Raw genomic sequence first — 25,092 nt, 5'->3', positions numbered from 1 at the left:
GATCTTTGTGGTATGAAAAACAAACAGCATGAAGATAAGGTATAATTGAATTCGCCAGAAAACTTTACACCGAACCTACATGCCAAGATTAATGTTAACAGACGGGACATGGAATGTCTTATCAAAAGTAATGTACTTAAGTGGTCGAATTTATAATAAGCCCAACCATAGAAAAACGCTCGAAGGCATACTGTATAAGATGCGCACAGGTATTCCATGGCGAGATTTACCTTCTGATTTTGGCCGTTGGAGTGCTATCTACAGACGGTTTAATTTATGGTCCAAAAAAGGGATTTTGAATGAACTGTTTCGCGCATTATCTCGTGATGCGGACATGGATTGGGTCTTCATTGATGGCAGTATTGTCAGGGCTCATCAACATAGTTGCGGTGCAAGAACTGCTGACAATGAATCAATTGTAAAGAGCCGAGGTGGAAATTCTACGAAAATTCATCTTGCAGTCGATAGCGGAGGGTTGCCTGTTTATTATGAATTATCCTGTGGAAATACGCATGATATCGTCCATGCAGAGTCACTCGTAGCTAATTGCCCAACAAGTAATATGGTTGTCGCAGATAAAGGCTACGACAGTGAAAAACTGAGAGCGTTTGTTCGTGATAATAACGCTACACCCGTTATTCCACGTAAGGGCAACAGTTTAGTAGGCAATGAAGATATTGACTGGTGCATGTACAAATATCGGCACTTGGTTGAGAATGCATTTGGCCGTATTAAGCAATATAGAGGGATAGCCACGCGGTATGAAAAGCTTGAACGAAATTATCATTCAATGCTCGCTTTAGCATTTACTATGATGTGGCTACCAATGTGGGCTGATTGATATATGTACTACAAAGATCAACAGCCCCTAGCTTGTTCTAGCTTTTTAATTCGTCTAAGGCAGGGCGTATCTGAGAGGCTAATATGACTGGCAAGATCTGCAACAGACATTCTGGCGTTGGCTTGTAAGGCAATGAGCAATTGCTGATCTTTTTTATCGAGCATATATAGATTCTTATTAATTATTTTTATATTTGTAGTGATTATTGCTAATGATGTTGATAATTACTAATTTTTTAGCGTTTTACCCTCATTAAACTCTGTTAGCATTTAGTGATAACTATAATAACAGGAAACAATAATGAGCACCCATACAGCCATTTTTGATCGATGGATAAGAAGCGCCTTCCCACAGATAAACAGCGAGCTTGAGCAACTTTACTGGCAACAAGATGATAAAGCCAATGTAGAGGGGTTGGGAGAGCCTTTAAAACAGCAATTAAAAGATGAAGGTAACGCATTAATAAGTAATTTATTAGCGGAGGGAAATACCGATGAAGGTTTTGATAGTGCGTTTAATTTACTCGGTAATGTAGGGCTTTTTATGGCGGCGTGTCGTCGTCATGAAATTACCGAGCCAAGCCGTGAGACCACATCGCCATTGGTAGAAGCGTCGGCACTAGCAATGCATATAGGTGCCTCTATTGGAGTAACGCCACGCTTTGCGACTGCCCATTTAACCACGCACAATAAAGCGCTAAATGGCACGTATAAACGTTTTACTAATTTACCCGACGAAAAACTATTTATTGATTACAACACCCAAGGTATTTTGGCATATAAACGCGCCAGCGATGCATTATTAAAAATATTACCATTAGGTATTTCGCACCCCACCTGTGCCGAGCTATTAAAAGTAGCAAAACAAGCGTTAATAGATGTAATTGAATCGAATAATGCACTTTATACCCAGTTAGACACAGAGCGCTTTTTTAATTGTGTGCGCCCTTATTATAAACCGCATCGAGTAGGCAATGAGATATACAGAGGTGCTAATGCGGGAGATTTTGCCGGCATAAACGTTATCGATATGCTACTTGGGCTGTGTAGTGCCAACGAGCCAAGTTATTCACAAATGCTGGTGGATAAGTTTTTATATATGATGCCAGAAGATCAGCAAATATTGCGCGAAGCAATGCGCATGCAAAGCTTTATGGATGACTTTTTACAGGCGCAGCAATATAAAGACAATGACTGGTTTAAATACCACGCAAAGCTATTTATTCAGGTGTGTAAATTACATGGTGACACTGCAATCGGTCATCATAATCAATTGGTTGAAAAATTTATTGCGCAACCGTCAAAGCAAATGCAACAGCAACATATGAGTAAAGTAACAGCCAGTGGTCCACCATTACATGTTTTGCTCGATTCGTTAGAAAAACTCCGTGATAAACGTGCCAGCGCTAAACGCGACGATATAAAAACACGTTACGACGATATAAACTTGCTAAAACAGTGGATTAAATAAGATGAATCAACACGATTTTTGTATGGCCGAAGGCTGTTATTTATTAAGCCACTCAGTAGGGCGTCCACTGAAAAATAGTCAGCAGCATTTAGCGGCTCATTATTTTTCGCCGTGGGAATCGTCAAATAAAGAACCCTGGCAGCAATGGTTACCTGCAGTAGAGCAATTTAATACCGCATTAGGGCAGTTATTTAATGCGCCTAGCGAGCAATTTTGTCCACAAGTTAACTTATCCAGCGGCTTAACCAAATTGTTAATGTCGCATCCGCGATTACAGCAAAAAAATTGCAAAGTATTAATGACGCAAAGCGACTTTCCAAGTATGGGCTTTGCGATGCAAAAAGCTTTGCCAAAATGCGCGCAAATAACATTTATTCCTGAACATGAAAACTTAACCGATATTACCGTTTGGCAGCGTTATTTAACGGATAACATAGATTTAGTTTTTATCAGTCACGTATATTCAAATACAGGGGTACAAGCCCCTTTACACGATATTGTTGCTTTGAGTAAAAAAACGAATAGCTTATCAATCATTGACGTTGCGCAATCTGCAGGGGTGATACCGCTTGATTTAACCGCCTTAAATGCTGACTTTATGATTGGCTCTAGCGTTAAATGGCTATGTGGCGGCCCTGGTGCTGCTTACTTATGGGTTAACCCACAGCAAATAGCTGTTTGTGAGCCTAAAGATGTTGGCTGGTTTTCTCATCAAAATCCCTTTGAGTTTGATATAAATCATTTTATTTATAACAAGGGAGCGCTTAAATTTTGGGGCGGTACTCCCTCAGTTGTACCTTATATTATTGCAGCCAATAGTATTGCCTATTTTGCCGCATTGGGAATTGATAAAGTTAGGTCGCATAATTTAGCAATGCTTGCGCTTATTCAGCAACAGTTGGGTAAATATGTTGTGTCGCCCACGCTGCAGCATCAATGCAGTGGTACTGCTATTTTAAACTTTAACATGCAGCAACAACATGTATTGAATGAGCTTAATAGTGCAGGGATTAGTGTGGATGCCAGAAAGCTTGGTATACGAGTTTCACCGCATATATATAATAGCGCCGACGCAATACATAAGTTTATAGCGGTTATAAAAAAAGCGATTAAGGTTGTTGACTAAGTTGCTCTTTTTGCTGATTTAACGCCTCTATTTGTTGCTGTGCTTGCCCAATTAAAGCATCGTATGACTGTTTAAGAGCTGATGTTTTAGTTGCAATCGCATTGGCAATAGAGGAAGCCCCTAAACGATTGGCTTTATCTTGCGTCATGTAATCAATTTGCTGTTTTTTTTCTGTGTATTGCTGCTGATATTGTTTAATAGCCAGTTGGTAGCGTTTTATATCACGATTAATTTGCTGCGTTTTTAAGTAATCATCAACAGAAGTATCTGTTATTTTACTGCTAGCAGTTGTATCGCTATAGGCTGTGGTTACATTAATATTTTTTAGCGTAATGGCTTGTGCATCTAGAGCACAGGGCAGCTGGCTAAATGTAGGAACACCTTTAATAACGCATTTATAAACAGTAATGTTTTCTGCCAAGCTAAAGGTTGGCGCGGTTAAGCAAATTGATAGCAATATAACCCGGATCATAGTTAAACCTAAATTGGCTTAAAGTTAAGTTAATCATGCCCTAAGTTATAGTTTGGTACAATTTGTTTAGTTTTGTGAACTACCCATCGACGCCACTCCGTGTCGATCAATGGGCTTCTACAGCCTTGACTTAGAGACTAGGCTGCTTCTTTTTTCTCAGTTCCAACAGCAAACTTCGATAGCTCGAAGACTTTCGTTTTAATGGCTGATTTCTGCTGAGATGTGGGGGTAACCCTTGCGACGATCCCAGCCGCAATCAAATCTAATTCACCTGTTTTTGCTATGCTTTTAGCCGCTGACAAGTCTCGGTTTTGGTAAGTTTCACAAGCCGTACATGTGAAATATCTGTCGTTCAATGTCAAAACATGATGTTGGCCGCATTCAGAACAAACCCCAGTGGATTTTTCAAACCTGCCAATCTCGTGATAGAGTTTACCTTCAAGCTCAGTTTTGTATTTTGAAAGCTGAGTAATTAAGCCCATCACATTGTCGGCAACCATGCTGCCATTGAACTTTTGCATCCCTTTTACGTTTAAATCTTCGAACACTAAAATGTCATTTTCATTGGTTATCTGGCGTGAAATTTTGTGTGCAAAGTCGAGCCTTTGCCGTGAGATTTTGCCGTGTAATTTGTTGATGCGTTGTTTGGTTTTTTGCCAGCGATTTGAACCTTTAGTTCGGCGTGCAAGCTGGCGTTGCAATTGATTTAACTTTGTTTTTGACTGCTTTAAAAACTTGGGGTTATCGACCACAAAACCATCTGAGCCAACTACCGTTTGCTTTGAGTTAATGTCAAAACCTGTGATTGTTTTTAAAACTTGTTTAGCTGTTTTGCACTCAACTTCCTGAGTGATGCTGCATCCCCATTTTCCGTGGTGATACTGGATAGTTACAGTCTTGATTTTACTTGCTAGTTTGCGATGCAAGATAATGGGTATCTTGCCTACCTTTGGGATACTGATAGCGCCATTTTCAATGCGGATACAGTGCGAGTTATTGACCGCTCGAAAACTATCGTTGTGACGTTTTTTCTTTTTATATGAGATCTTGTGCTTTGGAAAGCGTTGCAAGCGACCTTTAGTAAAAACATTCTTGAGCGCTAATTCCAGGTCGCGGGCAACTTGTTGAGCTGCCGCAGAATCGAATGCTTTGATCCAGTTAAACTCTTCGAACGTCTTGATATCTTTAAGTAGTGAGGCCATGTCTTTGTAAAACAAAAACGTTTTATCGTGCTCGTATCGACGTATGTTCTCAGACAACAATAAGTTCCAAATGCCACGCGCTGTCGCGCCAAACTCAACGAGTTTAGCTTCTTGCTCTGGCGTAGGATTTAGCCTGTAGTTGTATCTAAGCGTCTTTTTCATATACTGTATAGACTACTGTATGGAAATGAGTTGTCAAGATGGAATATGAAACTAAATCTCACTGTAAATATTTAATAGCGCTACATTTAATACTTGTGGTTAAATATAGAAAACAATTGTTAAAAGGTGATGTAGGTGATTTTGTAAAACAAAAAATCACTGAAATTGCAGAGCGCTCAGAATTTAATATCGAAGAGATCGAGGTGGACAAAGATCATATACACATATTGCTAACGATCTCTCCCAATATCAGTGTTGCGAGTTACGTTAGGAGAATTAAACAATCTACAACGCAAAGTCTATGGTCGAGATTTAAATGGTTTAAAAAGCAATTCTGGGTTAAAAAAACATTTTGGTCTGACGGATATTTTGTTTGCTCTGTTGGAAATGCGGCTGCTGATACAATTCGAAAATACATTCAAGAGCAGGGCTAACTATTCCGATTCATCCCATCGACGCCGCTTCGCGTCGATCAATGGGTTTTCTCGGAAAATTTCGATAAATTATAGGCATAAAAAAACCACAACTAAGTGGTTTAAATTAAGTATGGTGGAGAGGGAGGGATAGACTTGCTTACCTCCATGTCATCAATCGCTGCGCGACGCTTGCAGCGGCCCAAAATGTTCCCGACATTTTGTTGAACCCTGTCGAGGGATCTCACCCTCCCAATTTAGTCTTGGTGTTAAATTATAGGCACAAAAAAACCACAACTAAGTGGTTTAAATTAAGTATGGTGGAGAGGGAGGGATTCGAACCCTCGATAGAGCTACAAACTCTATACTCCCTTAGCAGGGGAGCTCCTTCGGCCACTCGGACACCTCTCCAACGCATAACCGTTTTTTTATTGATGGAAGTAAAAATTAAAGCCACCAATATAAATGTGGTGGAGAGATAGGGATTTGAACCCTAGATAGGCTACAAACCTATGCCGGTTTTCAAGACCGGTGCATTCGACCACTCTGCCATCTCTCCGTGACGCAGAATAATACTTAGGTCATACGCATGTGTAAATAGCAAAAAGACTGTTTGCTTAAAATTTAGGCTAAAATGAGGTTTTTTTTGTAAATAAGGGGAAATAAAGACAATTTTAGTAAAATTAAATAGGTTGCAGCAAGCAGTGGGAGCTAAATAAGAAGCTTTATTTAGTGGTTGGGTGCTTGCTGCACCGTATAAATAGTCATGGTTGTGTGACTATTTATATTGAGCTGTGCTACCAAGAGCGAGTCTTTTACCGAAGCGATTAAGCTTTGCTAACATTTTAGCTTTACGATTTGTTGGTTTAACGGCAATGTGAGTAGCAGCTGTTTCATTTAATGTGTTAATTGGGTTCATTACTTAACTCCGAGTTGTGGTTGGTGAAAACGGGGGCATTCTGCCTCTTAATTGTTTAAAAATAAAGCGATAAAAATTGAGCCCGAAGCATTAGTTATTTTAATCCGAAAGGGTTTTATTAACCTGCCGTTCACTTGGTGAGTTTGGATGTTTTTGCATTTTTATTCACGCCGTTAGTTTTTAAATCCCTTTTGTTATGGGGTCTCTGTGTTTGTTTTTATTTTTAATGCGATAAAAGCAGGCTTTTTTGGTTATTTATTCAGATTAAATTATTTTAATTAAATGATTTTTTATGCTGTTTAATTAGTGTTTATAAAATTAACTTTATGAGCGTTAAAGAAATTCCAGTAAAGTTCTAAAAAAAGTTGGTGTAATGCACTTTATATTTGCATTGCATGGGTGAATTACTTAGCTTTTTAGCAAAATGGTGTTTTTAATAAAGTTAGTATTACTAGGAGTTATAACGAACACTTGGCAGCTGCTTTTATATTAACCAATAAAAAAGCGCCTACTTTACAGTAGGCGCTTTTGCGTTAGTTGCGTTAATAACGCGTCTAACTGGGGACAGGGCCTCTTCTAGCAACCGCTCTGTTTGCTAAAAAGGCATTAATTCGTTTTGTTGGGGTAAGCACTATGGCGTTACCAAGTAGTACTAAGCTAAACCCTGCAAAGGTATTTGCATGCCATTCAAAGCCTTCATAAAAGCTGCTTAGTGTTACCGCAACTAAAGGAAACAGTACGATGACATAGCTGGCTTTTTCGGGGCCAATATTTTTTAACAGTGCAAAGTAACAAGCAAAGGCGATTACAGTGCCAAAAATAGATAAGTACAATAACGACAGCCAATAGCTAGTAGGTGCAGTGAAATTAAATTGCACGTCGCTTATAAATACATATAAGGCTAAGCCAATGGCACTGTATAACATGCCCCAAGCATTACCTTGTAACACACCAATTTGTTTGCGTGAATTACGTACACTTACCATGTTTCCTAATGAAGCCACAAAGGTGCCTCCAAGAGCAAGTAGTAACCCGACGAATGCACTGTTACTCAAGTTGAGTTGCTGTAATTGTGGCCAAAACAAGCAGGTGATACCTAAAATGGCAAGTACAGCACCGGTATAAATTCGTTTTGGAATAGGTTTGCCAAAAAATAATCGGGTATTAACTATATTCATTACTAATAGCATTGAAAAAGCAATCGAGGTCATTGCAGAGCTAAGGTGATTTTGTGCCCAGTAAAGCATTAAGTAATTTAGGCCAAAGTTAAACAGGGCCAATAATACGAAAAAACCATGATCGACTAAATTAAATCGCATTTTAGGTTTTTTGTATGCCACATATAACCACATTAATAATGCCGCGATTGCAAAACGATAAAATAGCGATAGTTCAACAGCAATATCGCCTAGCTGAAACTCTATGGCCAACCAGGTTGAGCCCCAAATTAAAACAGTTGTTATATATAGCGCTGCACTTTTCAATACTGCTCTCCAAAGTCGATTAAGCTGCTATTTTAAAGCTTATCTGTATACTTACCATGTACAGAAAATGGAATATGTAACCTATACAGATTGAGGGTGTAATGATTTTAAAAGCGGTTAGCCATCAAGGTCATGAGTTTTTGTACCAGCAAGTTATTCAACTGATCAGGGATATGAGTGCTCAACAGGCTTTATTGCCCTCAGAAAAGCTGCCGTCATTACGTAAAATGGCTAGCAACCTTAATATAAGTATTCCTACGGTAAAGCAGGCCTATCAAGCGCTAGAAGATCAGGGGGTTATAGAGGCACGCGAAAAGTCAGGCTACTTTTTAAAAGCCGTTAACATGGCAAGCAGCTTACCAAAACGGGTTAAGTTAAGCCGCGAGCCCGTGATTGTAAACAAGCAGGCGCTGATTGAGCAGGTATACACAGCCATTCATCAGGCCCATGTGGTGCCTTTTGGAGTAGCTAACCCGGTTGCTGCGGCACCAACCGATAAAGCCTTAGCCAGAAATATGCGCCGAGTAATGACACTTGCCGGTAGTAGCGCTATTAATTACGGGCCACTGGATGGTTATGCACCGTTAAAAAAGCAGCTTATTCATCGCTATTTAGACTTTGGCATTGGTATTAATATGGATGAAATGGTGATCACTAATGGTGCGCAAGAAGCACTGGCAATTGCACTCAAATGCGTAACTAAGCCCGGTGATGTAGTGGCCATAGAGAGCCCTTGTTATCACGGAATTATAGAGTTAATAGAAAGTTTAGGCCTTAAAGCACTAGAAATACCTTTATGCCCAGATAATGGTATTTGGCTAAACGATTTAGCGCAGGCGCTTAATGAGCACGATATTAAAGCGTGTTTATTTTCTACGGCTATTAGTAATCCGGTTGGTAGTTTTATGCCAGATGAAAATCGAGAACAACTGGTGGAACTAGTTGAAAGCCATAACGTAGTGCTCATTGAAGATGACGTATATGGCGACCTATACTTTACACCCAAACGAGGTACACCGGCTATAGCGTATTCCAAAAAAGGCTTGGTGCTAAGTTGTTCGTCTTTTTCTAAAACGGCTGCCCCTAGTTATCGTGTTGGTTGGCTTATTGCGGGGAAATTTGCAGGGCAAGCTAGGCGTTATAAAAGAGCATTGAGTTGTTCTACCTCACTAATTAATCAATGGACGTTATCAGAATTTGTTTTTAGCGGTGAATACGATCGTAATTTAAAAGTACTTAGGCAGCGTTTACGTACGAATAAAGAGCATATGCGACGTTGCTTACAGCAAGCCATGCCAAAAGGTACACGGATCAGCGATCCACAAGGTGGCTGTGTTATTTGGTTAGACTTAGGCTGCGAGTATGATAGCCAAAAGCTATTTTTATTAGCGCTTGAGGTAGGTATAAGCATTACTCCAGGGTTGATATTTTCAGCTTCAAATAAATACAAAAGCTGTATAAGGCTAAGCTATGGTGTGCAGTGGAGTGAGCAAATAGAGCAAGCAATTGTCACACTAGGTAAACTTACCTTACTAGCAAAAAAGTAGCCTAATTTAAGGGGGATCAACAGCTTGTAACAAGTTTTGCGGCACAATAAAAAACAGCCGTTAAGTTTTAAGCGTAACGGCTGCAAAGGGATGTTAAATAATCACCTAAGTGAAGTTTGCAAACTAGTTTTGTTTAAAGCTAAATAATTGGTAACCTTTAAGTTCAGGTACTTGGACTACTAACTGCTCTTCTTGTTTAGCTATATTGGCAAAATTTTCGCATAAGGCATTGGCACGCTTTTCGAGCGCATCGGCATGCTGCTCTACTTTTTCTTCTATTTGCGTACCCATGTTTTCCATACGTTGCTCAAAGGCTTGCATGTCGCCTCCTGAGCCAAGTAATTCAGAACCTAAAGCAACTAAAATACTCCCCATAGATTGTATTACAGCCGACTCAACAGCGCTCTCTATTTGTTGTTCGAACTGCTGCTCAAAGTTTTCACCAAATTGATTAAAACTTTGCTGGCCCATAACAAAGGTGTCTTGTTGATAAAAAGTATTTTGTACTTCAAGTTTAATGTCGTCCATTAACGATGAGATATTATCGAGGCCATCAATATTAAAAGCATTAGCAACTTCTTGCAGTGCAACACCGGCAATTTTAACGCCTTCTAAGGCTATATCTGCTACTTCGGGTAATTGCGTGCGTAAACTACCTGAATATTGAGTTAGCGCCTTTTGCTGGGAATGATTAAGCGCTACCGATTCACCATTAATGGTTAAATTGCCATTGGTATTAAATTGCATAGTTTGCTTATTGGCGGTAAAAATCTCTAGTTCGTCAGGCTTAATACGTACATCATTTTTAAATTCTACATTGCATTGCTCATTATTAAATGACACTGTTGAATCGTTATCGTTATGCGCCATAACGGCAGGTGCACATATTAAAGTGCTCACTAATAGTAATTTTTTCATATTTATTCTCAGTTTTTTATTGATGATAAATAAGTAATAACAAGTTTAGTGCCAATGTTTTTTTATTATATTAAACAATAAGTTGGTTTTATTTATGTTATTAACCATAGCAAGGTTTATTATAAAAAAACTATTTTTTAGTCAAATTGGCTAAAGCTAGAGCAATAATTAATTTTATTTATCGATACGATAAAAAACTCTCACTTTCCATAAAGCTAATTTAGCGCTATTTATTCACAGTATTGACATGAAGGCTATTTAAGATAGCTACATGGCTTTATTTTGGCGCTAAACTGCATTGCACTTTATGTGTCGAACATTTTAATTTTACCAATTATTGCGATTATAAAATCCTTGGTTGGTCTCAAACACTTTATGGAGTGGGTTGTGGGTAAGACATTTAGTTACGATGCGCTAGATGACGATTTTGTTGAAGACGAGTACGAAATGCTCGGGCGTAATCAGCACGATAAGAACAAGCAAAAGGTTAAGAAAAAGTTGGAAGACTACCTTGAGCAAAAGCGCTTGCGTAAAAACCTAGGCGAAGACGATTTAAGCGATTACACCGATTAAATTGCGCTAGTATAACTAAAGTACCAATGTGAATTAGACTTTAAATGTACGCTTTTATGTATGTTTAAATTTTGATTAGATTGGCAATAAAGAGGCTGTGTGCCTCTTTATTACTTTTAAGCGGCGTTACTTATTGCTTTGTTGCAGTGCTTTTTGAATGGTGAGCTCTAGCTTTTCTGGCTTGGTAAAGGGGGCATAGCGTTTAATTGGTGAGCCGTCTGCTGCGATTAAAAACTTAGTAAAGTTCCACTTTATTTTGCGAGTTAAAAAGCCTGGTTGTGTCGATTTCAAATAACGAAATACCGGATGAGCATGCTCTCCGTTTACCTCTACTTTAGCGGCCATTAAAAAATTAACCCCGTAGTTTATTAAACATCCTTGCTCTATCTGCTGTGCATCTCCCGGTTCTTGCTGATTAAACTGATTACACGGAAATCCTAAAATTACTAAGCCTTGGCTAGCATATTTATTATGCAAAGCCTGTAGTGACTCGTACTGGTAGGTAAAGCCGCACTTGCTTGCCGTGTTTACAATAAGCACGACTTTACCAGCAAACTCGCTAAAATTAATGGTGTTACCTTGTAAACTGGTGGCGCTTAACTGATGAAACTTATGCATTATTTATGCTTTACCTTATATTTTTTGATGCTCAATCTACTCTTTTAAGTACATTGCTTAATATGGTTGTTGTATATATTAAGGTTGTTTTTAATTTAAAATTAAAAACAACCCCATACCCGCAATCGTAGTGTAATAAATATTATGGGTTTTATAAGCCACAATAATAGCGACTATAGCCGCACTTAAATAAGGGTTTTGCCAATGTAAATTAATGCCATCATCGTTTAAAAATACAATAGGTACCCAAATAGCCGTAAGTACCGCTGGTGCACTAAAGCTTAAAAATTGTTGCATTTTAGGCCCAACTTTAAAGGGTAAAGCGCGGTGCAAAAATAAGTAACGGGTAAAAAAGGTAATACAGGCCATTAGTAAAATAGTGGTCATCATAAGTTGCGCTCCTTTTTGGCAGTTATTCTTGCTGTAAAGTATCCTGCGCTCATGGCCAGTAATGCAGAGCTCACCAGCCATAACTCAAATCCGGTACTTTTAAACAATGTAGCGCTAATGCCTGCGACTATAACTGTAACGAGTGAGGCGAGGCTTTTAACACCCGGAATAACTAAAGCTATAAATGTAGCGGCTATAGCAAAGTCGAGGCCCAAATGGGTTAAATCGGGGAGCATAGTACCAGCAACAATGCCTATAAATGTCCATAAATTCCATGCAATATAAAAGCTAAAACCGGCGCTAAGTGCGTAAATTAAACGTATTTTTGTACGATAGGCTTTAGGGTGGTGCGAAAATGCAAACAACTCATCGGTCAATACAAAGCTTACAGGTAGACGCCAGCGCAAAGGTTGATCAATTACTTTATGACGTACCGCTAAGCCATATAAAAAATGCCGAGAGCTAATTATAAAGGTAGTAAACAAAATGGTGAGTAGTGGCGTATTTCCCGCAATTAACTCAATAGCGACAAGCTGCGCAGAGCCCGCAAACACTAATAAAGACATCGCTTGAGTTTCAAGGGCAGTAAAACCATTTTGAATAGCCAGTGAGCCACAGAGTATTCCCCAAGGGATCACCGCCAAACAAAGCGGTAACATGTCAACAAAACCTTTTAAAATTGCACGCGATGGTCTGTTCATTTGCAGAAATATTAGCCAGTAAAATTAATTGCTTAAGTGTGCCATAAAGCATGCTTTAAATAATAGGTTTAATGCAAATCTAAACAAAGTTTGAAATAATGAAACAATAACTTAATTAGCGAGATAACTAATGTTTAAAGTAAAAGTATGGGATGGCTTTGTCAGAAGCTTTCACTGGTTATTAGTGTTTAGTATTGCTGTGCTCTATTTTAGTATTGAAGAAGGTATGATTGAACTGCACTTTATTGCTGGCTTTTTTACCTTAGCACTTATTTTAACGCGATTAATATGGGGGATTATAGGCAGTAAAACAGCTAAGTTAAGCGCGTTAATACACTCCCCGCAAGCGGTAATAACCTCACTTAAAACTAATAAAACTCCGCTTGGGCATTCTGCGCCAGGGAGTTATATGGTGTTGTTGTTTTTTATACTTATTATTACTCAGCTTGTTAGTGGCTTAATGAGTAGTGATGGTATTTTAACTGATGGGCCTTTAGCGCAGTACGTGTCGAGCAGTACAGTTGATTTTGCTAATTGGTTACATAGTTTAAACTTTGATATTTTACTTTATGCGATAGGTTTGCATGTTTTAGCAATTGTAATTTATAAGATTAAAGGCAAGCCTTTAGTGAAAGCGATGATCACCGGAACGAAACAACAGCCAAATGAAAAGCCAGCAATACTTACAAAAGCACCTTGGTTAGCTTGGGTCGTATTTTTAATATTGCTTGTAGTGCTTATGACAACTTGGGGCAGTGAGCCACTTAGTTATTTACTTAACTTGGGTTAAAAATAAAAAGGCGCCTATTTAAATCCGATTATGAATTAAATAGGCGCCTTTATTATTTAAAAACTTAGTCTTTAAATTGCGTGTGGCAATCTTTACAGCCTTTGGCCCATGCGCCAAACGCTTTACCAATAACAGCTTTATCGCCAGACTGTGCAGCTACAGCAAGTTCATCTGCGTATTGCTGAAATGCAGTTGCTTTTTTCATAAAAGTGTCGTTTTCAGCCCAAACAGCGGCAAGTGCAGCAGTATCACCCTTATCAGTACCTTCGTAAAACGCTTCCCATGGCATTTTTGCCAGTGCAGCTGCGTTATTTGCACGTGCTTTAAATTTATCTGCATCAAAAGGAATTTTGCCTTTAAGCATAGCGCCCATGTCACTAATTTGTACTGAGAGCATAGAAAATGCAGCTTGACGATATTCAATAGCGTCGCTTGGCTCTTTAAATGCAGAATTTGCTGATACGCTAAGTGCGCATGTTGATAATAATGCCCCGATAAATACTTGCTTCAATTTCATTAAACTTATCCCTAGTAAAAGTTTCTAATTCTATCTTTGTATCTTAGCTGCCACTTTTATTCAAGTGAAAGCGATAGTTTGGTTTGCTTGAGGCTTAATCGTTAATATCGACGTCGGCGAATATCATGCCACGGCGCATACTGCGAGTGGCTAAAAACACTTCGCAAAGTAGCGACATAAAAGCAAATATAAGCAAAGCCATAGCAGCTACAAAACAGCTACCTATCGTTACGCCTAAGTTAACTGATTGAATATGCGATAAAAATAATAACATAACAACCGCACAAACCAACAATGCACTTAACACACTCAAGCTAAATGCAAGGTGTATACAACGAGAGCGCTTTAGCAGCGCTCTTAGCTCGGTGGTTAGCGACAGATTAAAGTCATCATCAGTGCTTACTTTTAGTCTACGTTCAAGCAAACGAGCTCTATCTGTTATACGCGCTAAACGGTTTGATAAAACCCCTAAAGTGGCAGCAATACCTGTAATTAAAAAGACGGGAGCAACCGCGGTTTGAATCACTTTGGCCATGCTTAAAATATTAATTACTTCGTTATCCATTTACATCTCAAAATAAGTGTTGGTTGTTTACAATCATTCACAAACTTAATTTCTTTCTTTTTCCTTTGCAATCAGTTTGTTGCTAGTGTTTTCTCTGTTTTAATGTGTTGCTTGTAACTTAAATGTAACTAAGGTGTTGCTCACGTATGGGTTTAAGTTTTATATTTAAGCCCATGGTTGAATATAGTAAATACAATAATACATAACCTATCCTAGGGGAAATGATGTCTAAAAATATAATAAAGAAAACAGCAATTGCCACAGCTGTCTCAAGCGCATTTATTGCAACACTTGCAAGTGCAAGTAACTTACCTACGGCTAATATTACTTATCAAAAAGCTGAAGCAGTAAAAGAACAAGTTGCAGATAAAAAAGAACCATCGGCACATATGATTGTATTACGCGCTACAACATCAGTAGACGCCTATGTTGCAGGTACTTACCAGCAATCAAATAATCGTGAAGTTACAGCTAATATAGAGCAACTTCAAGACACTATGACTCTTGAGTTAAATAGCTTAGATTTTGATGCGAAAATAATTGGTAAAACCAAAATATTAGCACCTACGTTAATCGTTCAAGCTTCGGCTGAAGCACTTGCTAAAATTGCTAAAGATTCACGAGTAGCAAAAGTATTACCTATGTTCGATAGCGAACTGCATGTTGCAGCAAGCTCTGACTATATTAACGCAAAACCACTTATTGTAGACGGTATTGCAAGCGGTAAAGGTCAACGTGTTGCGGTATTAGATACGGGTATTGATTACACTCACCAAGCATTTGGTGGAGCAGGTACAGTTGAAGCATATTTAGCAGCGCAAGCAGATCCTACTACAGTGGCTTGGCCTCAAGGTGTTGTTAAAGGTGGTTACGACTTTATTAATGAAGACGCTGATCCGATAGAGAACGATCCTGCTAACTCTCCAGTAACAGGAGATCCAACAAACCACGGTACTTCATCTTCAAACTCAGTAAATGGTATTGCGCCAGACGTTGAACTTTATGTTTACTCTGTATGTGGTGGCGGTTGTCCAAGTGCCGCACAGGCTGCAGCACTAGAAGCCGCAATGGATCCTAATGGCGATGGTGATATTTCTGACCGTGTAGATGTAATGAATATGTCGCTTGGTGGCGAGTTTGGCGACACATATACTGGCGGCGGTACACAATACTTAATTCAGCGTGCTGTTGAATTAGGCGTTAATATGGTCATTTCTGCGGGTAACGATGGTGATAACCCATTCCGTATAGGCGGCCCAAGTACCACACCTAATGCCTTGTCTGTAGGTGCAATGACGCACCCTACAACTGAAATAGGTGTTGCTACAGGCACTATTGCTGGTGTTGAAGGTGATATTCAGCCATCAAGCTTTGGTCCACAAGAAGCTTATACAATAACAGGCGCAGATATTGAGTTAGTTTATCCAGATACCAATCAAGATGGCTGTGTTGCATTTGGGGCCGATGTTGATTTTACCGGTAAAGCTGTATTAATAGACCGTGGTGCTTGTGCATTTACCGACAAAGTATTAAACGCACAAATAAATGGTGCAGAGTTTGTGATGATTGCAAACGATACTGATGATGGTACACCAGCTCCTATGGGTGGTTTTGATGCTGCTGTAACAATTAAAAACGTAGGCATTAATTTTGCTGCAGGTGCGGCTTTAAAAGCACAGTTAGCAGCAGGTGGTCCGGCAACGTTTGATATTAGCATTGACATTAAAACTACATCTGGCGCTGTTGCTACGTTCTCATCTCGTGGTCCTTCAATGGATGGTTTATTAAAACCAGAAATTACCGCACCAGGCACTAGTATTGATGTTGCAGCTGCTGGTACTCAAACTGGTACTAACCCAGTTTCAGGTACATCTTTTTCAGGTCCAATTACTGCTGGTGCTGTTGCGATGATTCGTGAAGCGCATCCAGATCGTAATGCCTTCGAAATTAAAGCCACAATAATGAATGCGGCTAATTTAAATGTAACAAATGAGCCGTTAGCAATTAACCCGGCTTCAGAGTTAGCACCTATTAGTATGATTGGCGCAGGTTTAGTTGATGTAGCTAAAGCGGTTAATTTACCGGTTGCTGCATGGGTAAATAATGCTAAGTTTAATACCAAGCAAGCAGCGCTTTCTTTTGGCTTAGAAAGCATGACAGAAACTGCATCGTTAACTAAAACGGTAACAGTTAAAAACTTCTCAGCTGACGCTAAAACTTATAACTTACGTACAGAAGCGCGTTACCAGAGCGATATAGATACTGCGGCTATTAGTTGGGATTTCCCAGCATCTATTACTGTTCCTGCAGGCCAAACTATTAATTTCGACGTAGTATTAACCGTTGATCCAGCTAAGTTACCAGAGTGGAATCTAAATAACCCATTTAGCCCAGAAGATATTGCAGCAAGAAGTGCAGCATTAACTTCAATAGAGTTTGATGGTGCTTTGGTGTTTGATGATGCCAGCACAGATACTGACCATGATTTACACCTTGTTTACCATGCAATGCCTAAAGCAGCTACTGAGCTAAGCGTTTCATCGCAAATCGTCGATAGTGAAATGGCTCTTGTTGTTACAAATAGTGGCCTAACTGAAATTATGCCACAAGCAGAAAGTATTGTTGCTGTGGGTGTTGAGAAAACATTTGCAGAAGCTGAATTTAATATTCTAGCAACTACTTTCTCAGCGTTTGCTTTAGACGGATGTGATTCAGGCATATTTGTTACTTCATCGATTCAACTACGTGACCCACTAACGCATACCTTCCAAGCGGGTTATAGGTTGGAAGTTGATACCGATAATGACGGTGTGTATGACCACGTCATGCAAAACTATAATGACCGCGGCCGTGATACAGCGTTCCCTGGACGTAGCCTTACAGTAATAGGTGAGACAGATGGCGCAGGTAATGATTCACTCATGTGGCTAACTCCGCTATATCATTCAGCGGGAGAGGACACCATTACCTTCTCGGGTTGTTCTGAACTACTTAATATAGATGGGGCATTACTAGGCGAGCAGATGAACTTTAAAGCATCTGTGGGTTATGCTGCATATCAAAGTGGTGTATTTACAGAAACTGATAGTGTTACAGGTTCAACCGTATTTGGTATGCAACCTCAAGTAGCGTTTACCTCGCTCGAAACAGGTGAAGCAGTTACAACACTTAAACCAGGTGAGAAAGCAGTTGTTACAGCAAGTGGTCCATTTGCGCTAACACAGGCTTCAGGCTTAGATGTTGTTAAAGTAATGACAGCTGCTGATTTAGAGGTTCCAGATGTTTCAGCGCCAGCGCTTGTTGGTGGTGAGTTTACTGTTTCTGAAGATGCAGCAAACGGTACCGTAGTAGGTGCTTTAACAGTTACAGAGTCTGAATTTGATTTAGCTATTTCAGAGTACTTCGTTCAGTCAAATACTCACCAAGGTTTGGGTGTTGATGCCGATGGTCAAGTTGTTGTTACTAACACCGCTTTACTGACAGGTGATTCTTCAGCCCAGATACAAGTAGTGGCAATTGATACACGTGGTAATGTATCAGAGCCTGCAATGGTTACGGTTAGTATTACTAAAGTAGTACCACCACCGGTTGTTGTAACACCAGAGCCAGAGAAAAAATCTTCGGGCTCATTGGCTTGGTTATTACTTACTGCGCCGCTTGCATTTATGCGTCGTCGTAAGCAAAAGTAAGCTTATAACTTAATTGTTACTTAGAGGGAGCTTCGGCTCCCTTTTTATTTAGCTTCACTAAAATAAAGGCTTTATCTTATGAGACATATCCCTTGTGTTCTAGCTATATCATCTTTAGCTATTTTAAGTGGCTGCAATCAGGCGCCCGAAGCAGTCCAAACAAACGTTATAAGTACTACAGCAGAGCAGTTACCTCAAGTTGTTGCACCTATAGCTAAAAAAGTACCGCACGCCATGACTATTCATGGCGATACCCGCATTGATAATTACTATTGGCTGCGTGACGATGAACGCAAAGCAGCCGATGTTATTAGTTACCTTGAGGCTGAAAATAGCTATACAAATACCATGCTCGCTCATACTCAAGCGCAGCAAGCTAAACTTTTTGCCGAGCTTAAAGGGCGTATTCAAAAAGATGACGATTCAGTACCGATAAAAAAAGGTGATTATTATTACTCGTCGCAAACTCGTGGCAATAACGAGTACACTACTTATGTACGTAGCAGTGACTTTTCAGGAACTAACCAACAGGTTATTTTAGATGTAAATGAACTTGCTAAGGCTCATGACTATTATGCTGTAAGTGGTTTAGATGTGAGTCCAAACGGTAACTTAATGGCTTACGGTGAAGATACTCTCAGTAGACGTATTTATACCGTTAAAATTAAAGATTTAAGCACCGGGAGGCTACTCGAAGATACGCTTGAAGGCACAAGTGGTAACCTTGTTTGGGCAAACGATAACAAAACACTGTATTACATTAAAAAAGACTTACAGACTTTGTTAGGCTACCAGGTTTATCGCCATACTTTAGGTACGCCGCAGGCCAATGACGAACTAGTTTACGAAGAAACAGACTCAAGCTATTACACAGGGTTAAGTAAAAGCAAAGACGGTACTGAAATTTATATTTGGCACAGTAGTAGCACTGCATCAGGTATGTCGGTGCTTAGCGCAAATAACGTTAAAGCAATGCCTCAACGCTTAATTAAACGCCAAGCGAATCTTGAGTATAGTATTTCTAAATTAGGTGAGAGTTATTATATTGTCACTAATTTAAATGCGGTTAATTTTCAGCTAATGAAAGTCGCTATTAATAAAGCCCATGATCAAGCAAACTGGCAAACGCTGATCCCAGCACGTGATGATATAAAGCTAGAGGGGATAGAGTTATTTAATGACTATTTGGTTTACCAACAGCGTGAAATGGGGCAATCGCGACAAATAATACGCAATTTAAGCACTAATCAAGAGCAGTTATTATCTTTTAACGACAGTGCCTACACTATTAGTGCTTATGGTAATAACGATATAAACAGCGATAAGTTACGTGTTTACTACACGAGTATGACCACGCCGGGTTCATCTTACGATATAAACCTAAAAACGACGGATAAAACGCTTTTAAAACAACAAGCCGTGCTAGGCAATTTTAATGTTGATAATTACGCATCTGAACGAATATTTATTGACGCCCGCGATGGTGTAAAAGTACCCGTAAGCTTAGTTTATCGTAAAGATAAATTTAAAAAAGATGCGACGAATCCATTGCTACAATATGGTTATGGCTCGTATGGTGCCACTATGGATCCAACTTTTTCAAGCGCGCGTTTAAGTTTGCTTGATCGTGGTTTTGTGTTTGCAATTGCACATGTTCGTGGCTCGCAAATGTTAGGTCGTCCCTGGTATGACGATGGTAAGTTACTTACTAAAAAGAATACGTTTAATGACTTTATAGATGTGACTAAATCATTGGTAGCACAAGGTTATGGCGCTAAAGACAAAATATTTGCCCAAGGCGGTAGCGCTGGTGGCTTATTGATGGGCGCAGTAGCAAACCAAGCTCCTGAACTTTACAAAGGTATGGTTGCTGCAGTACCTTTTGTGGATGTGGTTACAACTATGCTTGATGAAAGTATTCCACTAACAACTAACGAATATGGTGAGTGGGGAAACCCAAATGAAAAAGAATACTATGAGTACATGCTATCTTACTCGCCGTACGATCAAGTGTCTAAGCAAGCGTACCCTAATATGCTAGTAACTACGGGTCTGCACGACTCGCAAGTACAGTATTTTGAGCCAGCAAAGTGGGTTGCTAAGCTGCGTGACTATAAAACAGATGACAATAAGTTACTGTTTAAAATTGATATGGAAGCAGGGCATGGCGGTGCATCAGGGCGCTTTAAGCGCTTAGAAGATACCGCGCTAAACTATACATTTATGCTCGATTTAATGGGTATTAAAGAGTAAGCAAAGTACAACCATTGAGTAATAAGCTAAAGGCATCATTTAAAAGTGATGCCTTAATTTATTACTAAGTTAGCTAAATAAGTTTATAAACTGAGTTATAGTTATGAGATACACACTTACACTCACGCAAAAATAGTAAATATAAGGATCGCGTTATGCATGATGAGCAACAGCTGGAACCCGTCAAAAAAGATGACCGCACATGGGCAATGCTTTGTCATTTAAGTGCCTTGTCTGGATTTATTGTGCCATTAGGCTCTGTAATTGGGCCGTTAATTGTGTGGTTAATAAAAAAAGATGACATGCCGATTGTTGATGTTCATGGCAAAAAAGCACTCAACTTTCAAATCACTATGATGATTGCTTACTTTGTGTGTTTTCTTTTAATGTTTGTTGTTATTGGTGTAATTTTACTGCCAATAGTCGCTATATTTTCGTTTGTAATGGTGGTTATTGCCGCGGTTAAAGCCAATGATGGTAAAGAGTTTGACTACCCGTTGAGTTTAAATTTGATAAAATAGCAATGTCGGTTTGTTAATAGCGCATTTTAAACCCAGCTTTTGCTGGGTTTATTTTTTATTTACTCCCTATTGTTAAGGATACTATGCTTTATCTCACGCTGTTTTTTAGCGCTTTTATATCGGCTACTTTATTGCCCAGCTCGTCAGAGGTGGTAATGGTAGCTATGATGACCCAAGGTAAAGTAAATTTATTGTTGTTATGGCTAGCTGCCACTTTGGGCAATGTATTAGGGAGCTGCGTTAATTACTGGTTGGGTACTCAAGTACTGCGCTTTAAAGATAAAAGCTGGTTTCCAGTGTCAGATCAGGGGCTTGAAAAAGCACAAAAGCAGTTTAATAAATACGGTGTGTATAGTTTATTATTTGCCTGGCTACCTATAGTTGGCGATCCGCTTACCGTAATAGGGGGAATATTTAAAGTGCGTTTTAGTACGTTTTTATTGTTGGTAACACTAGGTAAGGGGGCACGCTACTTAGCCGTTATCGCCCTTACCTTAGGTGTCGAAAAACTTATTTAAGCTTTCCTATTTATTCTAAATCAATTGCTCCACACGTATTATTTCGCCCAATCTAACGTCAAAGACACAGAATCGGCAAAGCGTAATGCATGCGGTTTATCTACGCGAGCCTTAGCATAATGAACACTTGGGTGTGAATGACAAACAGCAAGAATTTCAGCAACCAGTTTTTCGAGTAATAAAAAGTCGCCTTGTTCTACTAAAGTGATTACTTCTTTGGTAATTACTTTGTAGTTTAGTGCTTGATCTACTTCATCGGTTTTACAGGCGTCGTGTGCAGGGTAATGAATTTCTAAGTTAATCACTACATCCTGCTTTTTCTCGCGCTCTTCTTGGTTAAAGCCAATAAAAGTACGCAGTCGTAAATTGGTTACGTTAATAATTGCATTAGCCATAAGTTAGCCTTTTATTAGCTGCAAAAACTCATTACGTGTTTTTGGATCGGCTCTAAAGTTACCCAGCATTACAGAGGTACGCATACTTGAGTTTTGCTTTTCTACGCCGCGCATCATCATACACATATGTTTGGCTTCAACAATTACGCCAACCCCGGTTGCACCCGTTACTTCTTCAACGGCTTTAGCAATTTGATGAGTTAGTTGCTCTTGAATTTGAAAACGACGGGCAAACATGTCAACAATACGGGCAAACTTAGACAGTCCCAATACTTTACCATTGGGAATATAAGCAATATGACAACGGCCAGTAAAAGGTAACAAGTGATGCTCACACATAGAATAAAGCTCTATGTCTTGTACTAATACCATGTCGTCTGCATCAGAGGTAAATACGGCGTTATTAGTAATTTCTTCTAATGTTTGACGATACCCTTGAGTTAAGTATTCCATTGCTTTAGCAGCACGTTTTGGCGTGTCGAGTAAGCCTTCTCTGTTAGGATCTTCCCCTACAGCGGTAATAATATTTTCATAGCTTTGTTTTAGTTCGTTATGCATAAATTTCTCAGTTAATTTAGTTTGGTTTACTTTAAATGCCGACCACCATCTACAGGTATAGCGCGGCCTGTGATGTAGTGGCTATGTAATAGTAAATCAATACTATTGATTATTTCTTGGCATCCTGGCTCGATACCCATTAATGACTTTTTCAGCGTTTTAGCACGATATTGTTCATCATCATGCTCATTAAAAATAATTAACGATGGTGCAACCGAATTTACTTTAATATTAGGTGCGTACTTGGCACTGAACGACTTGGTTAAGTTATCAAGCGCTGCTTTACTTGCGGCATAAGCGACATGTTTTGGGCTACCTGTTTCTACTACGTAATCGGTAAGATGAATAATATCTGCGGGAGTATTCATCTCTGTTTGATAATTTAGTAATAACTCTGCACACAGTAAATTAATTAAATAAGGTGTTTTTGCATGAATTCGCATCATATTGTCAAACAGTTGCGCAAAGTTGGCGTTATTAGCTTCGCAGTCCCAACTTGAAGCATTATGCAAAATAGCGCGTAGTGAGCTGGTATGCTCTTTAAGTACTTTAATAAAAGTGCTAATACCATCATCAGTACTAAAGTCTGCATAAATGCATACAGCACCCTGCTGCTCCAGTAAATCAACCGCAGCGTGACGAGTACGATAAGTAATAATTATCGGCTGCCCTTGTGCAATAAAATGTTTAGCTAAAGCAAGGCCAATGCGTTGCCCAGCACCTGTAATTAAAATCGGTGGTGTCATATATACTACAAAACTCTCTTTTGGCAGGGGATCAGCATTAATACCAATTTAATTAAAATCTTACGTAATACTTTAAGCGGTCGATCAGTCAAACTACTTAGGTATCGTACGATAATTACTGTATTAAAGCTCATCGTATATAGTTGGCACTGGTTGACGCTTATGTTGCGTACGCTGATAAATAGCGCTAAGTGTTTGCTCAACCTGTTGCGTAACCGGTTTACCTTCTAAAAAGTCATCAATTTGCTCATAACTTAAACCTAACGCTTCTTCGTCGGTAAGTCCTGGGCGATCACTTTCTAAATCTGCGGTAGGTGCTTTATTAACTAATACAGACGAAGCACCTAATGTACTCCCTAAAGCGCGCACTTGGCGTTTTGATAAGCCAAAAAGCGGTGCTAAGTCACAAGCGCCATCACCAAACTTAGTATAAAAGCCGGTAATATTCTCGGCACTGTGATCGGTTCCGACCACTAAACCTTGGCAAAATGCAGCAATTTCGTATTGTGCAATCATGCGTTGACGGGCTTTAACATTACCCTTAATAAAATCAATTTTTTCTTGCTCAGGAAGTGATTTACCGTTACCAACAATAGCCGCCATTGTTTGTTCGTGTAGCGCATCAGTTGCGGGCTTAATATTGACGGTCATGCGGCTGCTAGGTTGAATAAAATCAACCGCTAGTTGCGCTTCATTTTCGTCGGCTTGCACACCGTAAGGTAAGCGTACAGCAACAAATTTATAATCAGTAATGCTTTGCTCTTGGTTAAGCTCATCAACAGCAAGTTGGCATAAACGACCGCACACTGAAGAGTCGACTCCGCCACTAATACCTAATACCAAAGACGTTGCATGGGCTGCTATTAAGCGGGCTTTAATAAAGTTAACACGACGGCTAATTTCAGCATTTACATCAATAACTGGCTGCACTTTCATTGCAGCCATAATCTCGGCGCGCATGGCCAACTCCTTAGGGTTAAATAATTATTTCGCTCAGCAGAGCGCTTGTATTATGTGATTTAGGGCTAACAAATTAAAGCCCTAAGTGAGCTTTAATTTTTTGTAACTCGGCTTTTAACTCGTCTACTTCGGCGAGTAACTCATTGAGTTCTTCATTTTTTAACTCATCAGTCGTTTGCTCTGCAGGGTGTGTTATTTCACTTATTGGCTGATCGCCAAGCAAATGCATATAACGACAGTCACGTTTACCAGGCTCGCGTGCAAGTTTGGTTACTATGTCATTTTCAATTAGTTTATTAAGTGCAAGCTCAACGTCATCTACACTATTAAAATTTGCTAATCGTGCGCATCGCGTTTTTAATTCTCCGGGAGTTTGCGCACCACGTAACAGTAACAAGCAAATAATTGCGCGCTGCTGCGTACTAAATTTTAAGCTACTAAACTCGGTGTTACAAAAACGGTGGTCGTATTTATTTACTCGTCCAGAAAGCCCTTCATCAATGGTAACCAGTCGGGCATTTATTAATTCATCGAGTGCAATTTGCACTTCGCTGTCGGTTAAGTTTAAAACCGGTGCACGATTTGATTTTTGATTACACGCATTAGTTAGCGCATTTAACGACAAAGGGTAGTGTTCGGGAGTTGTACTTTGCTTTTCTAGTAAACAGCCAATAATACGCTGTTGATTTGCTGATAATTGCATAACTTATCTCAACTAATAAACTATATGATTAGCTTACACTT

At 39.4% G+C, this 25,092-nt stretch carries 26 protein-coding genes, 2 tRNA genes and 1 pseudogene; 11 read left to right on the top strand and 18 right to left on the bottom strand.

Annotated elements, in window-relative coordinates:
• Positions 1-79: 79 nt before the first annotated feature.
• A complete protein-coding gene (locus CIK86_RS13140) occupies positions 80-841 on the top strand; it encodes an IS5 family transposase (protein ID WP_096317088.1) in 762 nt (253 codons plus the stop codon).
• Positions 842-873: 32 nt separating this feature from the next.
• On the opposite strand, the pseudogene CIK86_RS13135 reads toward CIK86_RS13140, so the two are convergent.
• Positions 874-1,005, bottom strand: a pseudogene (locus CIK86_RS13135) (AsnC family protein); the annotation flags it as partial.
• Between the two features lie 136 nt (positions 1,006-1,141).
• On the opposite strand from CIK86_RS13135, the gene CIK86_RS13130 reads away from it, so the two are divergent.
• Complete coding sequence (locus tag CIK86_RS13130) at positions 1,142-2,311, top strand: monodechloroaminopyrrolnitrin synthase PrnB family protein (RefSeq protein ID WP_086998987.1); 1,170 nt, start codon at positions 1,142-1,144, stop codon at positions 2,309-2,311.
• Position 2,312: 1 nt separating this feature from the next.
• Entirely contained in the window at positions 2,313-3,437 is a 1,125-nt protein-coding gene (locus CIK86_RS13125) for an aminotransferase class V-fold PLP-dependent enzyme (protein ID WP_086998990.1), read from the top strand.
• Here the strand turns inward: CIK86_RS13125 and CIK86_RS13120 are convergent.
• A complete protein-coding gene (locus tag CIK86_RS13120; protein ID WP_011326784.1) occupies positions 3,421-3,909 on the bottom strand; it encodes a hypothetical protein in 489 nt (162 codons plus the stop codon). The genes CIK86_RS13125 and CIK86_RS13120 overlap by 17 nt on opposite strands.
• 137 nt (positions 3,910-4,046) lie before the next feature.
• Positions 4,047-5,273 carry an RNA-guided endonuclease TnpB family protein gene (locus CIK86_RS13115; protein ID WP_096317101.1) on the bottom strand — a complete coding sequence of 409 codons (1,227 nt, stop codon included), beginning with the start codon at positions 5,271-5,273 and terminating at the stop codon, positions 4,047-4,049.
• A 38-nt stretch (positions 5,274-5,311) separates the two neighbouring features.
• Between CIK86_RS13115 and tnpA the strand changes: the two genes are divergently transcribed.
• Positions 5,312-5,707 carry an IS200/IS605 family transposase gene (gene tnpA / locus CIK86_RS13110; protein WP_011327281.1) on the top strand — a complete coding sequence of 132 codons (396 nt, stop codon included), beginning with the start codon at positions 5,312-5,314 and terminating at the stop codon, positions 5,705-5,707.
• Between the two features lie 297 nt (positions 5,708-6,004).
• On the opposite strand, the gene CIK86_RS13105 is transcribed toward tnpA, so the two are convergent.
• The 4 genes from CIK86_RS13105 to CIK86_RS13095 form a co-directional block, all read right to left on the bottom strand.
• Positions 6,005-6,097: transfer RNA gene (locus tag CIK86_RS13105), tRNA-Ser, on the bottom strand.
• Between the two features lie 57 nt (positions 6,098-6,154).
• A tRNA-Ser gene (locus CIK86_RS13100) sits at positions 6,155-6,245 on the bottom strand.
• A 219-nt stretch (positions 6,246-6,464) separates the two neighbouring features.
• Positions 6,465-6,605, bottom strand: a complete 141-nt coding sequence (locus CIK86_RS19255) for a hypothetical protein (protein WP_167376929.1) — start codon at positions 6,603-6,605, stop codon at positions 6,465-6,467.
• Between the two features lie 554 nt (positions 6,606-7,159).
• Positions 7,160-8,089, bottom strand: a complete 930-nt coding sequence (locus CIK86_RS13095) for an EamA family transporter (RefSeq protein WP_086997080.1) — start codon at positions 8,087-8,089, stop codon at positions 7,160-7,162.
• 104 nt (positions 8,090-8,193) lie between these two features.
• On the opposite strand from CIK86_RS13095, the gene CIK86_RS13090 reads away from it, so the two are divergent.
• The gene (locus CIK86_RS13090; protein ID WP_086997097.1) at positions 8,194-9,636 is read left to right on the top strand and encodes a PLP-dependent aminotransferase family protein; all 1,443 of its coding nucleotides are present in this window, start codon (positions 8,194-8,196) and stop codon (positions 9,634-9,636) included.
• Positions 9,637-9,759: 123 nt separating this feature from the next.
• Here CIK86_RS13090 and CIK86_RS13085 read toward each other — a convergent pair whose 3' ends face one another.
• Positions 9,760-10,554, bottom strand: coding sequence for a YggN family protein (locus tag CIK86_RS13085; protein WP_086997077.1), 795 nt, complete (start codon positions 10,552-10,554; stop codon positions 9,760-9,762).
• 387 nt (positions 10,555-10,941) lie between these two features.
• On the opposite strand from CIK86_RS13085, the gene CIK86_RS13080 reads away from it, so the two are divergent.
• Entirely contained in the window at positions 10,942-11,127 is a 186-nt protein-coding gene (locus CIK86_RS13080; protein ID WP_007579801.1) for a hypothetical protein, read from the top strand.
• Between the two features lie 126 nt (positions 11,128-11,253).
• Here the strand turns inward: CIK86_RS13080 and CIK86_RS13075 are convergent, their stop codons facing one another.
• From CIK86_RS13075 to CIK86_RS13065, 3 genes are all read right to left on the bottom strand, one after another.
• Positions 11,254-11,745: a glutathione peroxidase gene (locus CIK86_RS13075; protein ID WP_011326789.1), complete on the bottom strand. Its 492-nt coding sequence runs from the start codon at positions 11,743-11,745 to the stop codon at positions 11,254-11,256.
• Positions 11,746-11,835: 90 nt separating this feature from the next.
• Complete coding sequence (locus CIK86_RS13070; RefSeq protein ID WP_058372265.1) at positions 11,836-12,135, bottom strand: AzlD domain-containing protein; 300 nt, start codon at positions 12,133-12,135, stop codon at positions 11,836-11,838.
• Complete coding sequence (locus tag CIK86_RS13065; RefSeq protein ID WP_041454307.1) at positions 12,132-12,836, bottom strand: AzlC family ABC transporter permease; 705 nt, start codon at positions 12,834-12,836, stop codon at positions 12,132-12,134. The genes CIK86_RS13070 and CIK86_RS13065 overlap by 4 nt, the downstream gene beginning before the upstream one ends.
• A gap of 130 nt (positions 12,837-12,966) precedes the next feature.
• Between CIK86_RS13065 and CIK86_RS13060 the strand changes: the two genes are divergently transcribed.
• Entirely contained in the window at positions 12,967-13,626 is a 660-nt protein-coding gene (locus CIK86_RS13060) for a cytochrome b/b6 domain-containing protein (protein WP_086997074.1), read from the top strand.
• Between the two features lie 64 nt (positions 13,627-13,690).
• On the opposite strand, the gene CIK86_RS13055 is transcribed toward CIK86_RS13060, so the two are convergent.
• Both CIK86_RS13055 and CIK86_RS13050 read right to left on the bottom strand, forming a co-directional pair.
• Positions 13,691-14,143: a cytochrome c gene (locus CIK86_RS13055; RefSeq protein WP_011326793.1), complete on the bottom strand. Its 453-nt coding sequence runs from the start codon at positions 14,141-14,143 to the stop codon at positions 13,691-13,693.
• Between the two features lie 94 nt (positions 14,144-14,237).
• Entirely contained in the window at positions 14,238-14,708 is a 471-nt protein-coding gene (locus tag CIK86_RS13050; protein WP_011326794.1) for a DUF2721 domain-containing protein, read from the bottom strand.
• Between the two features lie 224 nt (positions 14,709-14,932).
• On the opposite strand from CIK86_RS13050, the gene CIK86_RS13045 reads away from it, so the two are divergent.
• The 4 genes from CIK86_RS13045 to CIK86_RS13030 all read left to right on the top strand — a co-directional run bounded on the left by CIK86_RS13045 (position 14,933) and on the right by CIK86_RS13030 (position 21,689).
• Complete coding sequence (locus CIK86_RS13045) at positions 14,933-18,397, top strand: S8 family serine peptidase (protein ID WP_086997070.1); 3,465 nt, start codon at positions 14,933-14,935, stop codon at positions 18,395-18,397.
• A 78-nt stretch (positions 18,398-18,475) separates the two neighbouring features.
• Positions 18,476-20,650: a S9 family peptidase gene (locus tag CIK86_RS13040; protein WP_086997067.1), complete on the top strand. Its 2,175-nt coding sequence runs from the start codon at positions 18,476-18,478 to the stop codon at positions 20,648-20,650.
• Between the two features lie 155 nt (positions 20,651-20,805).
• Positions 20,806-21,171 (top strand): DUF4870 domain-containing protein, encoded by a 366-nt coding sequence (locus tag CIK86_RS13035; protein WP_086997064.1) that lies wholly within the window; start codon positions 20,806-20,808, stop codon positions 21,169-21,171.
• Between the two features lie 83 nt (positions 21,172-21,254).
• Positions 21,255-21,689, top strand: a complete 435-nt coding sequence (locus tag CIK86_RS13030; protein WP_086997061.1) for a YqaA family protein — start codon at positions 21,255-21,257, stop codon at positions 21,687-21,689.
• A 38-nt stretch (positions 21,690-21,727) separates the two neighbouring features.
• On the opposite strand, the gene folX is transcribed toward CIK86_RS13030, so the two are convergent.
• The 5 genes from folX to CIK86_RS13005 all read right to left on the bottom strand — a co-directional run bounded on the left by folX (position 21,728) and on the right by CIK86_RS13005 (position 25,051).
• Positions 21,728-22,084, bottom strand: a complete 357-nt coding sequence (gene folX, locus CIK86_RS13025; RefSeq protein ID WP_011326799.1) for a dihydroneopterin triphosphate 2'-epimerase — start codon at positions 22,082-22,084, stop codon at positions 21,728-21,730.
• Between the two features lie 3 nt (positions 22,085-22,087).
• On the bottom strand, positions 22,088-22,642 hold the full coding sequence (gene folE / locus CIK86_RS13020) for a GTP cyclohydrolase I FolE (RefSeq protein ID WP_058372272.1): 555 nt from the start codon (positions 22,640-22,642) through the stop codon (positions 22,088-22,090).
• 26 nt (positions 22,643-22,668) lie between these two features.
• Positions 22,669-23,388, bottom strand: coding sequence for a dihydromonapterin reductase (folM, locus tag CIK86_RS13015; protein WP_086997058.1), 720 nt, complete (start codon positions 23,386-23,388; stop codon positions 22,669-22,671).
• Between the two features lie 123 nt (positions 23,389-23,511).
• Entirely contained in the window at positions 23,512-24,348 is an 837-nt protein-coding gene (nadE, locus tag CIK86_RS13010; protein WP_086997055.1) for an ammonia-dependent NAD(+) synthetase, read from the bottom strand.
• Between the two features lie 73 nt (positions 24,349-24,421).
• Complete coding sequence (locus CIK86_RS13005; protein ID WP_086997052.1) at positions 24,422-25,051, bottom strand: YceH family protein; 630 nt, start codon at positions 25,049-25,051, stop codon at positions 24,422-24,424.
• Between the last annotated feature and the right edge of the window lie 41 nt (positions 25,052-25,092).

The organism is Pseudoalteromonas sp. JB197 (assembly GCF_002332205.1).
Taxonomy (GTDB): Bacteria; Pseudomonadota; Gammaproteobacteria; order Enterobacterales; family Alteromonadaceae; genus Pseudoalteromonas; species Pseudoalteromonas nigrifaciens.
The sequence above is the reverse complement of the archived record's forward strand: the minus strand, read 5'-3'. Positions and strand labels throughout refer to the sequence as shown.

What these genes read in the sequence shown, in the direction of transcription:
- CIK86_RS13140 (WP_096317088.1), top strand. Translation starts at nt 80, where the DNA reads ATGCCAAGATTAATGTTAACAGACGGGACATGGAATGTCTTATCAAAA.
- CIK86_RS13130 (WP_086998987.1), top strand. Translation starts at nt 1,142, where the DNA reads ATGAGCACCCATACAGCCATTTTTGATCGATGGATAAGAAGCGCCTTC.
- CIK86_RS13125 (WP_086998990.1), top strand. Translation starts at nt 2,313, where the DNA reads ATGAATCAACACGATTTTTGTATGGCCGAAGGCTGTTATTTATTAAGC.
- CIK86_RS13120 (WP_011326784.1), bottom strand. Translation starts at nt 3,909, where the DNA reads ATGATCCGGGTTATATTGCTATCAATTTGCTTAACCGCGCCAACCTTT.
- CIK86_RS13115 (WP_096317101.1), bottom strand. Translation starts at nt 5,273, where the DNA reads ATGAAAAAGACGCTTAGATACAACTACAGGCTAAATCCTACGCCAGAG.
- tnpA (WP_011327281.1), top strand. Translation starts at nt 5,312, where the DNA reads ATGGAATATGAAACTAAATCTCACTGTAAATATTTAATAGCGCTACAT.
- CIK86_RS19255 (WP_167376929.1), bottom strand. Translation starts at nt 6,605, where the DNA reads ATGAACCCAATTAACACATTAAATGAAACAGCTGCTACTCACATTGCC.
- CIK86_RS13085 (WP_086997077.1), bottom strand. Translation starts at nt 10,554, where the DNA reads ATGAAAAAATTACTATTAGTGAGCACTTTAATATGTGCACCTGCCGTT.
- CIK86_RS13075 (WP_011326789.1), bottom strand. Translation starts at nt 11,745, where the DNA reads ATGCATAAGTTTCATCAGTTAAGCGCCACCAGTTTACAAGGTAACACC.
- CIK86_RS13070 (WP_058372265.1), bottom strand. Translation starts at nt 12,135, where the DNA reads ATGATGACCACTATTTTACTAATGGCCTGTATTACCTTTTTTACCCGT.
- CIK86_RS13065 (WP_041454307.1), bottom strand. Translation starts at nt 12,836, where the DNA reads ATGAACAGACCATCGCGTGCAATTTTAAAAGGTTTTGTTGACATGTTA.
- CIK86_RS13060 (WP_086997074.1), top strand. Translation starts at nt 12,967, where the DNA reads ATGTTTAAAGTAAAAGTATGGGATGGCTTTGTCAGAAGCTTTCACTGG.
- CIK86_RS13055 (WP_011326793.1), bottom strand. Translation starts at nt 14,143, where the DNA reads ATGAAATTGAAGCAAGTATTTATCGGGGCATTATTATCAACATGCGCA.
- CIK86_RS13050 (WP_011326794.1), bottom strand. Translation starts at nt 14,708, where the DNA reads ATGGATAACGAAGTAATTAATATTTTAAGCATGGCCAAAGTGATTCAA.
- CIK86_RS13045 (WP_086997070.1), top strand. Translation starts at nt 14,933, where the DNA reads ATGTCTAAAAATATAATAAAGAAAACAGCAATTGCCACAGCTGTCTCA.
- CIK86_RS13040 (WP_086997067.1), top strand. Translation starts at nt 18,476, where the DNA reads ATGAGACATATCCCTTGTGTTCTAGCTATATCATCTTTAGCTATTTTA.
- CIK86_RS13035 (WP_086997064.1), top strand. Translation starts at nt 20,806, where the DNA reads ATGCATGATGAGCAACAGCTGGAACCCGTCAAAAAAGATGACCGCACA.
- CIK86_RS13030 (WP_086997061.1), top strand. Translation starts at nt 21,255, where the DNA reads ATGCTTTATCTCACGCTGTTTTTTAGCGCTTTTATATCGGCTACTTTA.
- folX (WP_011326799.1), bottom strand. Translation starts at nt 22,084, where the DNA reads ATGGCTAATGCAATTATTAACGTAACCAATTTACGACTGCGTACTTTT.
- folE (WP_058372272.1), bottom strand. Translation starts at nt 22,642, where the DNA reads ATGCATAACGAACTAAAACAAAGCTATGAAAATATTATTACCGCTGTA.
- folM (WP_086997058.1), bottom strand. Translation starts at nt 23,388, where the DNA reads ATGACACCACCGATTTTAATTACAGGTGCTGGGCAACGCATTGGCCTT.
- nadE (WP_086997055.1), bottom strand. Translation starts at nt 24,348, where the DNA reads ATGCGCGCCGAGATTATGGCTGCAATGAAAGTGCAGCCAGTTATTGAT.
- CIK86_RS13005 (WP_086997052.1), bottom strand. Translation starts at nt 25,051, where the DNA reads ATGCAATTATCAGCAAATCAACAGCGTATTATTGGCTGTTTACTAGAA.